This is a genomic window from Atribacterota bacterium (genome assembly GCA_039638595.1).
In the GTDB taxonomy this organism is placed as follows: domain Bacteria; phylum Atribacterota; class Atribacteria; order Atribacterales; family Caldatribacteriaceae; genus Profundicultor; species Profundicultor thermophilus.
In genome coordinates this window covers 24,494-39,431 of the sequence record JBDIWM010000018.1, presented here as the reverse complement: position 1 = coordinate 39,431, position 14,938 = coordinate 24,494, and the positions used below count along the sequence as shown (strand labels likewise).

16 protein-coding genes are annotated in these 14,938 nt (G+C 47.3%); 14 read left to right on the top strand and 2 right to left on the bottom strand.

The genetic code is table 11. From position 1 onward, the window contains the following. The 9 genes from ABDK92_05860 to xylB form a co-directional block, all read left to right on the top strand. Positions 1–565: aspartate carbamoyltransferase (locus ABDK92_05860; GenBank protein MEN3186148.1), on the top strand; the 565-nt coding region annotated here is incomplete at its 5' end. Then, positions 547–1,854 (top strand): dihydroorotase, encoded by a 1,308-nt coding sequence (locus ABDK92_05855; GenBank protein MEN3186147.1) that lies wholly within the window; start codon positions 547–549, stop codon positions 1,852–1,854. The genes ABDK92_05860 and ABDK92_05855, both read left to right, overlap by 19 nt. Continuing rightward, positions 1,838–2,761: an orotidine-5'-phosphate decarboxylase gene (pyrF, locus tag ABDK92_05850; protein MEN3186146.1), complete on the top strand. Its 924-nt coding sequence runs from the start codon at positions 1,838–1,840 to the stop codon at positions 2,759–2,761. Before ABDK92_05855 ends, pyrF begins: the two co-directional genes overlap by 17 nt. Next, complete coding sequence (locus ABDK92_05845) at positions 2,758–3,522, top strand: dihydroorotate dehydrogenase electron transfer subunit (protein MEN3186145.1); 765 nt, start codon at positions 2,758–2,760, stop codon at positions 3,520–3,522. Before pyrF ends, ABDK92_05845 begins: the two co-directional genes overlap by 4 nt. After that, positions 3,519–4,424: a dihydroorotate dehydrogenase gene (locus ABDK92_05840; protein MEN3186144.1), complete on the top strand. Its 906-nt coding sequence runs from the start codon at positions 3,519–3,521 to the stop codon at positions 4,422–4,424. The genes ABDK92_05845 and ABDK92_05840 overlap by 4 nt, the downstream gene beginning before the upstream one ends. A gap of 4 nt (positions 4,425–4,428) precedes the next feature. After that, positions 4,429–5,004 carry an orotate phosphoribosyltransferase gene (pyrE, locus tag ABDK92_05835; protein MEN3186143.1) on the top strand — a complete coding sequence of 192 codons (576 nt, stop codon included), beginning with the start codon at positions 4,429–4,431 and terminating at the stop codon, positions 5,002–5,004. 9 nt (positions 5,005–5,013) lie between these two features. After that, positions 5,014–6,213 carry a M20 family metallopeptidase gene (locus ABDK92_05830; protein ID MEN3186142.1) on the top strand — a complete coding sequence of 400 codons (1,200 nt, stop codon included), beginning with the start codon at positions 5,014–5,016 and terminating at the stop codon, positions 6,211–6,213. A 78-nt stretch (positions 6,214–6,291) separates the two neighbouring features. After that, on the top strand, positions 6,292–7,614 hold the full coding sequence (locus ABDK92_05825; GenBank protein MEN3186141.1) for a hemolysin family protein: 1,323 nt from the start codon (positions 6,292–6,294) through the stop codon (positions 7,612–7,614). Beyond that, entirely contained in the window at positions 7,589–9,109 is a 1,521-nt protein-coding gene (xylB, locus tag ABDK92_05820) for a xylulokinase (protein ID MEN3186140.1), read from the top strand. The genes ABDK92_05825 and xylB overlap by 26 nt, the downstream gene beginning before the upstream one ends. On the opposite strand, the gene ABDK92_05815 is transcribed toward xylB, so the two are convergent. Beyond that, on the bottom strand, positions 9,060–9,893 hold the full coding sequence (locus tag ABDK92_05815) for an SAM-dependent chlorinase/fluorinase (GenBank protein ID MEN3186139.1): 834 nt from the start codon (positions 9,891–9,893) through the stop codon (positions 9,060–9,062). The two genes, xylB and ABDK92_05815, sit on opposite strands and share 50 nt — an antisense overlap. A gap of 12 nt (positions 9,894–9,905) precedes the next feature. Continuing rightward, positions 9,906–11,096 carry an MFS transporter gene (locus ABDK92_05810; GenBank protein MEN3186138.1) on the bottom strand — a complete coding sequence of 397 codons (1,191 nt, stop codon included), beginning with the start codon at positions 11,094–11,096 and terminating at the stop codon, positions 9,906–9,908. Positions 11,097–11,210: 114 nt separating this feature from the next. Between ABDK92_05810 and ABDK92_05805 the strand changes: the two genes are divergently transcribed. The 5 genes from ABDK92_05805 (at position 11,211) to ABDK92_05785 (ending at position 14,796) form a co-directional block, all read left to right on the top strand. Beyond that, entirely contained in the window at positions 11,211–11,696 is a 486-nt protein-coding gene (locus tag ABDK92_05805; GenBank protein ID MEN3186137.1) for a Gx transporter family protein, read from the top strand. Between the two features lie 84 nt (positions 11,697–11,780). After that, entirely contained in the window at positions 11,781–12,278 is a 498-nt protein-coding gene (gene greA / locus ABDK92_05800) for a transcription elongation factor GreA (protein MEN3186136.1), read from the top strand. 7 nt (positions 12,279–12,285) lie between these two features. Beyond that, on the top strand, positions 12,286–13,758 hold the full coding sequence (gene lysS, locus ABDK92_05795) for a lysine--tRNA ligase (protein MEN3186135.1): 1,473 nt from the start codon (positions 12,286–12,288) through the stop codon (positions 13,756–13,758). 63 nt (positions 13,759–13,821) lie between these two features. Further along, entirely contained in the window at positions 13,822–14,304 is a 483-nt protein-coding gene (locus tag ABDK92_05790) for a CtsR family transcriptional regulator (protein MEN3186134.1), read from the top strand. Then, positions 14,305–14,796 (top strand): hypothetical protein, encoded by a 492-nt coding sequence (locus tag ABDK92_05785; GenBank protein ID MEN3186133.1) that lies wholly within the window; start codon positions 14,305–14,307, stop codon positions 14,794–14,796. The last annotated feature ends 142 nt before the right edge of the window (positions 14,797–14,938 follow it).

Genomic DNA, 14,938 nt, shown 5'->3' with positions numbered 1-14,938 from the left:
CAACGCGGGAGACGGACTTCGGGAACATCCCACGCAGGCTCTACTCGATTTGCTAACGATTCAGCGTTTTTTTCACCGTTTTGAAGGCCTGAGAATGGCCATTGTGGGCGATGTTGCGCACAGCCGGGTGGCGCGATCCCTTGCCATGGGTTTCAAGAAATTGGGAGGTTGTGTGGTGGTTTCAGGACCTCCGACGCTTGTGCCTCAGGAAGTGGAAGTACTGGGGGTGAAAAGAGTATTTCCAGTTGAAGAGGCTATACAGAACGTCGATGTGGTGTACCTTTTACGAATTCAGCGGGAACGTCAGGATGCGGGATATTTTCCAAGTCTCAAAGAGTATGCGGCCTTTTTCGGATTGAGTGAGAAGTGCTGGGAAACAATAAAAGACAGAGCAGTGATCATGCATCCCGGACCGGTTAACCGGGGTGTAGAGGTGAGTTACTCTCTGGTTGAGAATGGACGTTCACTCATCGAAGAACAGGTAACCTGCGGTTTGGCGGTGCGGATGGCGGTTTTGGAAACCCTTATTCGAGAGGGAGAGAAACAATGGGAAAGAAAATTTTAATCAAACGGGGGACCTTGGTTTTACCTCATAAACGATTACTGGTTGACGAAGATATCCTCATCGAAGACGGAGTAATCGTCCGGATGGGAAAGGGAATCCAGGACCCCCAGGCCCACGTCATCGATGCTTCTTCACTTCTGGTGGGACCTGGGTTAATCAATCTCCATGTTCATTTTCGCGAACCTGGTGAAGAGACCAAAGAAGACCTTGTGACCGGAAGCCGGGCGGCAGTCAAAGGTGGGTTTACATCCGTGGTCTGTATGCCCAATACCAAGCCTCCCATTGATACTCCTATGGTGGTCCGATTTATTGGATACCGGAGTCAGGAGGTAGGGCTAGCGAACATTTTCCCCTGCGGGGCAGTGACTATGGGATGTGAGGGGAAGAATATGACCGATTTTGGACTACTCAAAAAAGCCGGAATTGTGGCACTGAGCGACGATGGTAAGTGTGTACAGAGTGCGCATCTTCTTTACCTTGCTTTTCAGTATTCTCGATATTTTGATCTCCCTTTTCTCCTCCATGAGGAAGATGAAGAAATCGCTGGCGGAGGGCACATGCATCAAGGAGAGGCGGCGTTCCTTCTGGGATATAGAGGAATACCTGAAGTGGCCGAGAACGCCATGATTGCTCGGGATTTGGTTCTGGCCCTTTATACCGGAGCGAAAATCCACGTTACACATCTTTCCACGGCTTTTGGGGTGGAACTTCTCCGGTATTTCCAGAAATTTATTCCGGTCGGTGCTGACGTGACACCGCATCACCTACTTCTTACGGATCAGGATGTGGCGCAAATGGGTAACTTTGCCAAGGTTAAACCTCCCCTTCGAAGTAAAAAAGACGTAGAAGCTTTGAAAGAGGGAATACGCGAGGGTGTGATTGAGATCCTGGCTTCGGATCATGCTCCGCATACGGCTGAGGACAAGGAGGGGAATTTCTTGGATGCAGCGTTTGGCATTTCGAATTTAGAAATCGCGGTACCGCTCTATGTGAAAGCGCTGGTTGAAGAGGGAGTGATTGACTGGGTAAATCTGTGGAGGAAGCTGAGCCACAACCCGGCTCGATTCTTGAATCTCAAAGAACGTGGTGTGCTGGAGGAAGGGAAAATAGCCGACATAACCATTGTGGATCCAGACACCGAGTGGGAAGTGACGGTAAACCAGTTTGAGTCGAAAGGGAGAAACTGTCCTTTTGACGGATGGTCGCTTCGGGGATGGCCGGTGTATACGATCGTGGGCGGCAGAGTGGTTATGCGAGAAAGGAGTATCGTGGATGGTGAATTTTGCTGATCAGGTGGCAGAGAAGATCGAAAAAACCGGGCCTCTGGTGGTGGGTTTGGATCCTCACTTTGCGCTTCTTCCTCCCTTCCTTTTGAAAAAGTGGTTTCAAGAGGAAAAGAGTTTGGAAACACTTTCTCTGTGTGTGAAAGATTTTAATCTGGCATTTCTTGAAGCGTTGGCCGGAGAAGTTGGTTTTGTAAAAATTCAGATGGCTTTCTATGAAGCCTTGGGAGTATCCGGGATGATGGTTCTCAAGGAGACCATCGAAAAGGCCAAAAGTAGCGATTTTATTGTGATTCTGGATGGGAAGCGGAATGATATTGCCAGCAGTGCCGAAACCTATGCTCAGGGATACTTATCGACTATTCAGGTAGGACAAGATGTTTTTCCTTCTTTCTGGGGTATTGATGCCTTGACGGTGAATCCATATCTTGGTGAGGATGGATTACGGCCCTTTGTGCAGGAAGCGGAGAAAAGCGGCAAGGGTATTTTTGTGTTGGTTCGCACTTCGAATCCTTCGGCGGCTTTCCTGCAAGATGAGGGGAAGGAAGAAAAAATTTTTGTGAAGGTAGCGAGCCTTGTCTGGGAACTGGGACGAGATTCTATAGGGAGAAGTGGACGGAGTTCAATGGGGATTGTGGTCGGAGCGACGTATCCTGAAGATGTGCGGTTCTTGCGGGAGCGCTTTCCCGGTTTACTATTTCTGATTCCTGGGATTGGAACCCAAAAAGGCGATCTTGAATCCCTTCCCTTTGCTTTTGGCCGCGATGGAAGGGGAGCCCTTGTGAACGTCTCTCGAGATATCCTCTTTGCCTTTCGAGAGAGACAGGATCCAGAAGGTTTCAATTTTGTTGCCGAAGGAAAAAAGCGGGCGCAATTCTATCAGCGGAAGTTTCGGGAGTTTATGGAGCGATGAAAGCGACGATTCAGAGCAAACGATTCTTGAGCGAGAAGTTCTGTATGCTTACGCTTACCGGAGACGAGAGGATTTATTCCGCGTATCCTGGTCAGTTCGTAATGGTGAAGGTCAGTGAGAGCTTTGATCCCTTTTTACGACGTCCCTTAGGGATTATGGAAGTGAGCGGGGATACATTTACCCTTCTGTTTGAGATTACCGGACGGGGAACGAAAATATTGGCTCAAAGAAATCTTGGGGAAGAACTCGATGTGTTGGGTCCCCTGGGTAAGGGATTTTCCTTATCCCCTTCCTTTGGGATTCTGGTAGCTGGAGGAAGGGGTATTGTTCCGCTTTATTTCTTGGCTTCTACTTTTACGCGCACTGGTGTTCCTTTTGTCTTTTTGCTGGGTATCAGAGATAAGGAGGAATTGTTTCTTCTCGATTTCCTTAAGAAGTTTTCCCCGGTTTTTTGGAGTTGCGAGGAAGAGGTTCCGGGGGGTTTCTGTGGGGACGTAGTGACTCTTTTAGAAAGGCATCTTACCTCGGTTTCTTTGCCTGATGGAACCAGGGTATACTCTTGTGGCCCTGAAGGTATGGTGCGGGCTTTGTGCAAGGCGGAGGGACTCAGGAATATTCCGGTAGAAGTTTCTCTCGAATCCCTTATGGGTTGTGGTTTTGGGGTGTGTCTGAGCTGTGGGGTAGAGAAGATGGATGGTGAAGGATATTACCATATCTGTAAGGACGGACCAGTATTTTTGCTTTCCGAGGTAAGACTATGAATCTGAGCGTGTCGTTAGGAAGAATGACGCTCCATAACCCCGTAATTCTTGCTTCCGGTACTTGTGGGTACGGGAAGGATTTAGCACCATATTTTGACCTCAATCAGGTGGGTGCGCTTACAATCAAAAGTCTGAGTATTGCCCCCTGGAAAGGCAACCCCCCGCCCCGGATACGGGAGACCTATGGGGGAATGATGAATTCTATCGGTCTAGAAAATAAAGGTGTATACCGGTTTCTGGAAGAAGATCTTCCGTTTCTCGAAACGTTGACCACGCGAATTTTTGTGGGGATCTGGGGAAAGACGATAAAAGAGTACGTGGCGGTGACGCAGGAACTGGAAAAGATTCCACGTATCGATGCTATCGAAGTAAACGTTTCCTGTCCCAACCTGGAGAAAAAGGAAGCAACGTTTTTAGAAGACGAAGGAACTTTGCAACGTCTTGTAGCTGAAATTCGTTCGGTAACCGAAAAGTTTCTCATCGTAAAAGTGGGTCCCCAGGTGCAGGAATGGAAGAAAGTCGTCTCCATTTTTGAGAAGGAACGGGTGGAGGCAATAAGTGTCACCAACTCTTTTCCGGCGTTGAGCGTTGATGTGGAAAAAATGGGTTTTTTCTTCCATCTTAAGTTTGCCGGTCTTTCTGGTCCAGCAATTAAACCACTGGCGCTTAAGATGGTGTACGAAATTTTGGATGTGACTACTCTTCCGGTTATCGGGATGGGAGGAATTGTCACTGCTTCCGATGCTCTGGAATTCTTACTTTTGGGAGCAAAAGGAGTTGCTCTTGGGAGCTGTACCCTCGTGGACCCTTCTGCAGCACTTCAGGTGCTAAAAGACCTGGAGGCATATTTGGCAAGGAAGCAAATTGATGACATAAATAGTATCATTGGAAAGGTGAGGTAAGTCTATGGAACGAGAGGAAATTCTGGACCTGTTTCGAAAGGCTGGAGCATTTCTGGAGGGACATTTCCTTTTAACGTCGGGTTTGCACAGTCCCTATTATGTGGAGAAATTTCGGCTTCTCCAGTTTCCTGAATATGTGGCAATTCTGGTGCGGGAGATGGTGGCCAAGTTTCGAGGGGAAAGCGTGGATCTTGTGGTGGGGCCGGCGGTGGGAGGAATAATCCTGGCTTATGAAGCAGCTCGACAGTTGGGTGTGCCAATGGCGTTCACTGAACGAGATGAAGGAAAGATGGTTTTTCGGCGAGATTTCTCCATTCGGGAAGGGGAACATGTTCTCATTGTGGAAGACGTGGTTACAACCGGTGCATCGATTCAGGAAGTGGTCAAAGCAGTCGAAGAAAAAGGGGCTTCGATTGTGGGGATTGCGGCTCTGGTTGACCGCAGTGGGGGGAAAGTCTCGTTTCGTTATCCCTTTCAACCTCTGCTTCAACTCGAAATTGCCACGTATTCTCCTGAAGAATGCCCCCTGTGTCAGGAGAAAATTGCTCTGCAGAAGCGGGGGAGCCGTTATCTCCGTTAGGAGGGTACCGTGCCTGATTGGAAAACATTGCTCGATAACGAGTTTGACCTTTTTGAACCGATTAGTTTAGCGCAAAACCTAGTACGCATTGAAAGCGTATCTGGGGGGCAGGGAGAGAATCGTATTGCCCAGTTTATTGCTAATTATTTCATTGACCATCAAATTTCGGTAGAGTGGCAAGAGGTGGAATCCAATCGGGCCAATTTGGTGGCTGAAGTGAAAGGAACCCTGGGTGAGGGGCCTTGTCTTTTATTAAATGGACACATGGATACTGTTCCCATCGGGAGTGGATGGAAGTATCCACCACTGGGTGGAGAAATTGCGAACAATCGCCTCTATGGGCGTGGGGCCTGTGATATGAAAGGGGCTCTGGCGGCCATGATGTACACGGCCAAGATGATTGCCCTTTTCGCTCCTTATCTTTACGGAAAACTGAAAGTCCTCTTCGTGGTGGACGAAGAGCAGGATAATTCTGGAATTAAAAAGTGGATTGAGCAGTACCGCAAGGAAGAGGATATGGTTGATTTTGCAGTCGTAGGAGAACCGACCGGTCTTAATATCAGTCTCGGTCATCGAGGTGTGGCTGCGTACCGGATGGAGATTAAAGGCAGGGCCTGTCACGCAGCGGTGGCAGAGCGAGGAGTGAATGCTATCTATATTGCTTCTCATGTTATTCGAGAAATAGAGAGACGTAATAAAGAACTCGAAAAAGTCAGCGATCCTGATTTGGGGAGTCCAGCTTTAAGTGTAGGAAAAATCCAGGGAGGGCTTTCTGCCAATGTGGTTCCAGAACACTGTATGTTCGAAGTTGATGTCCGCACTCTGCCGGATTTTCCTCTGAAAAAGATTCAGTCAATCCTGGAAGAATCCATTGAGAAAGTTCGTCAAGAAATGGGACTAGAGTTTGACTATGTTCTCACTCAATCCATTCCACACCTTCCTCCCAGCAGGGTTTCTCGAGAGGTGAAAGTTGTCGAGCTCCTTTCCCGATCTATTGCCGAGGTTCCAGGGGAAATCCCCACCTTTGCCCCTTTTCCTGCTTCCTGTGAAGCCTCGTTCCTGGTTGAAGTCGGCATTCCAGCTTTGATCTTTGGCCCAGGAAAAATTGAAGAAGCGCATTCGGCCAACGAGTTTGTTTCAGTGACCGATATCGTTGTGGCAGGCAGAATTTATTCACTCCTGGCGTTAAGGGTTTTGGGTGGAGAATAGGAAAAAAGTGTGATAAGATGAGAATCGCCGTGGGATATTTTGTTTTTTCTGGTTGCAGAGGGGGATTCTGAGGAGAAAATGGGTTCTCTGGGTACGTTTTTACTCATTCTCCTTCTTATCGCTGTGAATGCTTTTTTTGCAGCCTCTGAAATTGCCATCGTTTCGATCCGCAAGAGTCGGTTAAGGCTTGAGAAAGATAGAGACACTCATCGAGGGAAGGCATTGCGATATCTTCTGGAGAATCCCAGCGAATTCCTGGCTACCATTCAAATTGGGGTTACCATGGCGGGTTTTTTTGCCAGTGCTGCAGGAGCTATATCTTTTTCACAGGCACTGGGCCGGCGGTGGGAAGCTTCAGGAATACCGATCTTGCGTAGTTTTGGTCAGGAACTCGCGGTGATTCTTGTGACCGTGGTTATTTCTTTTGGGAGTCTGGTCCTGGGGGAACTGGTTCCCAAGAGGGTAGCAATGGCTCATCCGGAAAGGTTTTCGATTCTGGTGGCGCGTTTTATCTTTTTTCTCTCCCGAGCATTAAGACCTGCGGTGCGAGTTTTGTCGATTTCCACTGATTTTATCGCGCGACTTGTAGGAGTTTCCAGTGAAGTTGTGCCTTCGGTAACCGATGAGGAGATTCGCCTTTTGATTAGTGAGCAGAGGATTTTACCCGTGGAAGAACGGCGCCTCATCAATGAAGTCTTTGAATTTGGAGATACTCTGGCCTATGAAGTGATGACGCCCCGTACAGATATCGTCTGCATCGAGGAAACGGCCACTCTGGAAGACGCTCTGTTTCTCTCTATTCAGAGTCATTTTTCGCGTTTACCAGTGTACCGAGAAGATATTGACAATATTGTTGGTTTTGTCCACATTAAGGATATTTTGCCCCATCTTCGAGAGGGAAGGCTTGCGAAACTTGTTTCTGAGGTGGTACGTCCCATTCATTTTGTTCCGGCTACCAAAAAGGTTATCGAATTGTTGCGGGAACTCCAGCAACAGCGAGTTCACATGGCCATCGTCCTTGACGAATACGGAGGAACAGCAGGTTTGGTGACCATTGAAGACCTATTGGAGGAACTGGTGGGAGAGATACGGGATGAACATGACCGGGAGACAACTCCCTACCGGTGCATTAAGGAAGATGAGTATTTAGTCAACGCTTCGGTTCCCATTGAAAACCTCAATGAATTGCTGGGTTTGCAAATTCCGGAAAGTGAAGAGTTCGAAACCTTGGGAGGATTAATCATGGAAATTCTGGGTAAAATTCCCGAAGAAGGAGAAGTTGTGGCGGTCGATAACTATGAGCTGAAAGTGGAACGTATGAAAGGGAAAAGAATTGTTACCGTAAGACTTTTCGTCAGGAAGAGGGAGGGAGAAGATGGCCAAGTTCATTATAGCTCATGATCTTGGTACAACTGGTAATAAGGCAACGCTTTTTGATGAGGAAGGCAATTGTTTGGCAAGTAGTTTTTTTGGGTATGAAACCTATTTTCCCGATGCACTTTCGGTGGAACAAGATGCACTCGATTACTGGAAGGCAGTGGTGTCTTCCACACGTGAACTCCTGACCACAAGCGGGGTCGATAAAGAAGACATCGCGGTCATTGCTTTTTCCGGCCAGATGATGGGCGCTTTGCCGGTTGACGAGAGGGGGAATCCCCTATACCGAATGCTCATCTGGGCTGACCGTCGGAGCATTCAAGAAGTAGAGTGGGTGAGGGAACGCATTGATGAGGAACGTATTTATACCGTTACCGGTCATCGTTTGAGTGCTAACTATTCTCTGGCTAAAATTCTGTGGTTTCGCCACCACCACCAAGAAATTTATGAGAAAGCGTATAAATTCCTTTTGGCGAAGGATTTCGTCGTCTTCCGTTTAACCGGAAAGTGGGTAACAGATTTTTCCGATGCTTCTGGTACCAATCTTTTTGATCTTGAAAAAGAAACCTGGTCTGAAGAGATTCTCAAGGTCGTCGATATTCCCTTGGAAAAACTTCCTGAGCCGTATCCCTCAACCGTAGTGGTGGGAGAACTGATTAAAGAGGCACAGGAAGCGCTTGGCCTTACGGGAAAAACGAAGGTGGTTATAGGCGGTGGTGATGGTGCCTGTGCTGCCTGTGGGGCAGGAGTGGTACGGGAGGGACAGGCATATCATTATCTGGGTTCTTCTTCCTGGATTGCTCTGGCATCAGCACGTCCTTTTTATGATGAGAAAAAAAGAACCTTCACATTCCACCATCTGGCGCGGGGTCTTTTTATGCCCACCGGAACCATGCAATCAGCTGGTGGATCGTACCAGTGGTGTCGTGATGCTCTGTGTAGGAGAGAAAGAGAATTGGCGGAAGAATTGGAATTGAATTCTTATGCCCTGCTCGATATGGAGGCCAAAAAAGTTGAAGCAGGATGTGAGAACTTGTTCTTTCTTCCCTACCTTATGGGAGAACGGGCTCCCTGGTGGAATCCCAAAGCGAGAGGTGCGTTCATAGGGTTGACACCCCGGCATCGTAAGCCTCACCTTATTCGAGCTGTCCTTGAAGGGGTGGCCTTTAACTTGCGCATTATTTTGGATGTGTTTCGCGAAAAGGGCATCTCTGTCGAAAACATCCGACTCATTGGTGGGGGTGCCAGAGGGGATTTCTGGGCTCAGATTTTGGCCGGTGTCTTTGAAGTGGAGATTCTTCGTCCTGTCTATCTGGAAGAAGCAACTTCGCTGGGAGCAGCGATTTGTGGAGGGGTGGGGATAGGTCTGTACCCCGATCTTGAAGTGGCAGAGGAGATGGTTAAGATTACAGATCGATTTGTTCCTCGCCCGGAAGATATAGAAGTTTATCGCCGTCTTTACCCGGTTTTCAAAGAGGCTTATCTTGCTCTGGAGAGGGTTTTTGAAAAGCTTTCCTAAGCATGATTTCCATTCCAGCTTGAGCTTGGAGAAGCTGGCGAGCATTGCCTTGGGTGACGGCAATTTCTAAAAAGCCGGAACTATCGGGGTGAATGGTTAACGTTCCCCTTGGCTCGGTACCGTACGTTGAAGTATAACGGAGAAGGTATGTTTTTTGACCAAGAACGAGTGTGACTTCGCTTCCCGCAAAACTGGCTTTCTCGGCAAGGTGGGCAGGGATGTTTGTTTCGATGTTGCCAAAGCGATCGAAAAAAAGGACTTCTCCCCGGATGGTATCACGACAGAGTTCTGCTCGAGCACAGGATAACAGCACTGGTTTTTCAAGCGGCACGCCGAGCATTTCCAAAGCTACGCCTGAGCTTAGATGTGCACTCACCGGTGCGAAAATATCCCTACCGTGAAAGGTGGAAGAGGGGTTGGGGGTATAGAAATAGGTAGAGTTACTGAGCTCGATCACTTTTTTGACTCCATCTTCGATGGCGATCAGCGTGAACATACCATTGTCAGGTCCCACCAAAAAATAACCACTCGATGTTTCTATAGCAATGGCCTTTCTTTCTGTTCCCACTCCGGAATCAACGACCCCCATGAAAATACTTTTGGAAGGAAAATCGCGGTACGCTCGAGCCAGAATATGCATTGCTTCCCGGACATTGTACGGTTCTATTTCATGAGTGAGATCGATGACCGTTACGTGGGGATTGATTTTGGATATCACCCCCTTGACTACTCCTACGTAGTAACTTTGGTGTCCCCAATCAGTGAGGAGCACGACGCAGGACATGGTACGTCCCCCTTAGAGGAAAAAAACAAGAATCATGGCGGTCATAAGGCTGGTGCTACCGCCAAAAAGGAAGGGGCTGGCTGCACCCCACATGTTCCAGAACCATCCAGCTAAAAGCGAAGCGGGGAAAAGACCAATTCCAAGTAGTGTAGCATGCAATCCCAGGATGGTGGCTTTCTTCTCTGGAGAGGAAAGCTCTGCCACTAAGGCTTTGGAAACTCCTTCGGTCATGCCGATGTGGAGGCCATAGGGAATCATGGCCCAGAAAATGAGCCGGGGGACCATTCCAATGAGAAAGTATGAGAGGGAATAAAGCGAGAAACCAAAGACGAGAAGTTGTTTCTTTCCGATTCTATCGGAAAGGTTTCCAGCCGGATAAGAAACAAGCATATAAACCAGGTTATAAAGAAGATAAAGGAAGATGACATTTTTGGGGCTGAGTCCAATATCCGGTTCCGCAGCTCGGAGGAGAATGAATTGATTGGAAGAATTACCAAGAGTGAAGATAAAAGTGGCCAGAAACAATACCTTGGTTTTGGGGTTGAGATATTTAACTAAATGGAATTGAAGGGGAAATGTGACGTTCGTTCTCTTCCCAGTTCCTGTTTCCAGAGTAAAAAAGAGAACCAGAACCCCCAGCATAGCGGGAATAAGGCTCAAAAGGATGACAAGACGAAAGGTAGGAAGATAGCGTGTAAGCTCTCTGGATGCTGCGGCCTTTTGCTGAATTTGTGCCATAAAGAAGTAGGTGATGAGTACTCCAATAAGAGCACCCAGAGTGTCAAGGGTACGGTGTAGACCAAAAGCTTTCCCCTGCACTTGTGCGGAAACAGATTCAGAAATCATCGCATCACGAGGAGCGGTCCGGATTCCCTTACCAAAACGGTCGGCAAATCGTCCCCCCAGTATGGTTGGCCAGCCACGGGCAAAATAGAAAAGTGCTTTACCCAGAAGCGAGAGTGCATATCCCAGAATAGTCAGTGGCTTCCTTTTTCCACTCCGATCGGCAATTGCTCCTGAGAAAACCTTAAGAATCGAGGCGGTGGATTCGGCAATGCCTTCAATGGTTCCCAAGATGAATGGTCCTCCGCCCAGGGCTCGAAGGTAGAGAGGGATAATGGGATAGATCATTTCGGAGCTCACGTCAGTAAACAACGAAGCTAAGCCAGTGATGACGATATTTTTCTCTCGATTGCCTTTCATTTTTGCTCTCCCTGGTTCTTTTTGGTATTATATAAGATAACGGAACTATTTTGAAGCAGGGAGAATACAAAAACGTCTTCCGATGGGCGTGTTTCGGCAAAAAGAGTAACGGGATTGGGACTTTTTTTGGCTCTGGGGCTTATTTTACACTGGATAGAAAGCTTTTTTCCTCCTCTTTTGCCCTTGCCGGGAATGAGATTAGGCTTGGCGAACGTGGTTCCCTTAGTGTTACTTCTTTCTGGAAAAACGAAAGAAGCATTGTGCATTAACCTTCTGCGGATTTTTCTGGGAAGTTTCCTGGGAGGAAATTTTTTGAGCATTCCTTTCCTGATGAGTCTGGTTGGAGGATTCACCAGTCTTATCGGTATGGTTCTTGTCCACCGAAGATGCAGTACGCCTCTGTGGATAAGCGTTGGGGGAGCTTTTTTCCACAATCTGGGACAGTGGTGGGTGGCCTTTCTCTGGATGCGGAGTGAAACGTTTCTTTGGTACCTGCCAGTTCTCCTTGCTCTTTCCTTACCGGCTGGTTTTCTGGTAGGGTATCTCGGAATTCTTTTCCGAAGGGAGGAAAAAGAGGTGGTCTGGAGGCATTTGCGTTGACGATGCTTGACAAGGTGAAAATGTTTCTATTATGGTATTATGTTAATTTAAAACAGATGGTGATTGATGACGGGGGCGACCGGGATGGAGAAAAGGAAAGAGGATGGAAGGATTAAATTGACTCTTGAGGGGTACAAAAAACTGGAGGAAGAACTCCGGTATCTGAAGACGGTTCGTAGAAAAGAAGTGGCTGATAAAATTAACCACGCTCTTTCGTTCGGGGATTTGAGTGAAAATGCCGAATACGAGGAGGCAAAAAACGAGCAAGCCTTTGTGGAAGGGAGAATTTTGGCCATCGAAGAAAAACTTCGCAAAGCTGAAATTGTGGAAGAGGAAGAGGGAGATTTGGGTAGGGTACGGCTTGGGGTTCGAGTAGTTCTGGAGAACTTGAGCCAAGGTAAAAAGGTGGAATATACCATCGTGGATTCGGTGGGTGCTGACCCGGCTACGCGGAGGATCTCATTTGAATCACCCCTCGCTCAGGCTCTCATGGGAAAGCGGAGAGGTGAAGAAGTCGAGATTAAAGTTCCGGCTGGTGTAGTGCGATATCGGATTGTGGATATCCTGAACCGGGAGGAATAATATTCACATGAGTGCAGAATCTCTGGATGTAGACATCGAGGCGAAATTCTCCAAGTTGAGAGTTTTGAGGGAACTTGGCGTGAATCCGTACGGGGATTACTTTGAAAGAACCCATGTGATTGAAGATTTACGCAGGTCTCCGGAAACGTTTTTGCAGGAGGGTATGAGGGTCAAAATTGCTGGTCGGGTGATGGCCCTGCGTAAGCACGGGAAGGCCATTTTTGCTGACCTTCAGGACCGTACTGGAAAAATCCAGGTATATGTAAAGAAGGATATCGTTGGGGAAGATCAGTTTGCCATTTTTAGAATGATTGATGTCGGTGACTGGATTGGGGTGGAAGGAACGGTCTTTTACACTCACAGTGGGGAACTCACGGTACTATCGGAAAAATTTGCTTTTTTGAGTAAATGTTTAAATGCTCTTCCCGAAAAATGGCATGGACTCAAAGAAGTGGAAGTCCGTTACCGGAAGCGGTACCTGGATCTCATTATGAATTCAGAGGTTCGTTCCATTTTTCTCCTTCGCTCTCGTTTACTTTCTGAATTGCGACGTTTTCTGGATCGGCGAGGGTTTCTGGAAGTGGAGACGCCCATGATGCAAACCATTCCGGGGGGTGCTTTGGCTCGTCCTTTTAAAACTTTTCATAACGCCCTGGGTATGGATTTGTACCTGCGTATTGCTCCTGAACTTTTTCTCAAAAGATTGATTGTAGGAGGGTTGGAGAAGGTATACGAAATTAATCGGAATTTTCGAAATGAAGGGATTTCCGTGCGACATAATCCCGAGTTCACCATGCTTGAGCTTTATGAAGCTTATGGAAACTATGAAACCATGATGCGGATCTGTGAAGAGATGCTTTCTGAAGTGGTTATGACCATTTTGGGCCGGTATGAAGTGATCTATCAATCCATGACTATTGATTTTACTCCTCCCTGGAAGAGAATTTCCCTCAGGGAAGCACTGCGAGAGCTGGTCGGCATAGATATTTTGGAAGATTCCACTGAAAAAATGAAAGAAGTAGCTAGGCAAAATGGCATAGTTTGTGAAGATGGTTGGGATAGAGGGAAACTGGTCAACGAGTTTTTGGAAAAATTCCTTCAACCGAGATTGATCCATCCCACTTTTGTACTTGATTATCCTACCGAGATTTCTCCACTGGCTAGGACCAAAAAAGAGGACTCGAGGCTTGCAGAGCGCTTTGAACTTTTCATCGGAAAGGAAGAAGTGGGAAATGCTTATAGCGAGCTCAACGACCCCATTGAACAGCGGAAGCGATTTGAGGAACAAGTGCGAAAAAGAGAAAAAGGGGATATCGAAGCTCATCTGATTGATGAAGACTATATCGAAGCATTAGAATACGGAATGCCACCCACCGGTGGCCTGGGAGTTGGTATCGACCGGCTGGTGATGCTCTTGACAGATTCGCCTTCTATTCGAGAAGTCATTCTTTTTCCCATTTTGCGTCCTCGGAATGATTGACAAATTTCGTGGTTTCGGTATAATGAGAACGTCAGGAATAGTCAAAAAAGGGGGTGGTTACGGATGTACTCCCTTTGTGATACCATAGAGAAGTATATCATCAGGATGATAGAGAGTTCTCCCAATCGGATGGTTGTTATTCAGAGAGGCAAGCTGGCAGATGAGTTTGATTGTGCTCCCTCTCAGATTAATTATGTTTTGGCCACTCGTTTTAACGTTTTCCGGGGGTTTATCGTAGAGAGCCGGCGCGGAGGAAGCGGTTACGTCCGCATCAAAAGAGTTCCCATTGACCGGTTAGAGCCCATTGTATTTTATCTGGATGACTATGAAAGGCATCTTAAAGAGAGCGAAGTTGAAGATCTCATCAACTGGCTGGAGAGGGAGGGTTTCATCACCACTCGGGAGGGTTTGCTCATGAAGGCAGCTATGATTCACGCTCTTTCTAGGGTCGAAGAGCTGGGTATTTCTTCCAGTGTAGAGAAAAGTCGTTTACGCTCTCGGATTTTAAGGGAGATGCTCCTCCAGATTCTCGATTGGGTGAAATGAATGAGGTGTGATCTCTGCGGTCAAGAAGGAGCGACTTTGGTGGGGTATTTTTCTGGTCAAGGAGAGGTAGTTTCAAAAAATAGATTGTTTGTGTGCCGAGTCTGTGCCGAAAGGCTTTCGGTAACGTATCGTATGGAGAAAGAAGAGGAATGCCATGGCCTGTGGGAAGCAGAGATAAATTCCAGGTTTGGAAAAGAAAAAATATGCCCTTTTTGTGGTTTTTCCAGGCTTGATTTTTGGGAAAAGGGAATTCTGGGTTGTCCGTACTGCTATTTGGCTTTCGGAGAAGAAATCGGTCAAAAAATTGCTCAGGAACAAGTAGAAAATTTCCATGTTGGTAAGATTCCAGTCCGTTGGCAGAAGGAACAGAGACTCCGGCAAAATATTTCAAAGGTTCTTGCCGAGTTAAGAAGGTGTATTCAAGAAGAAAACTACGAGAAAGCTGAGCACTGCAAGCATCTCATCAATCGATTACGTGCCCGTTTAGGATGATTTTATCTCTGACACCAAAAAAGGCTATTGGAGGGAAAAAATTACCGTGCACGAGGAGTGCAGTGGTTTTGTTTCGTAACGTGGCAGGCATTCCCTTTTCTTCTTCGGTTTTTTTCGCTCCTGTGTGGCAGGAGGAGGTCAG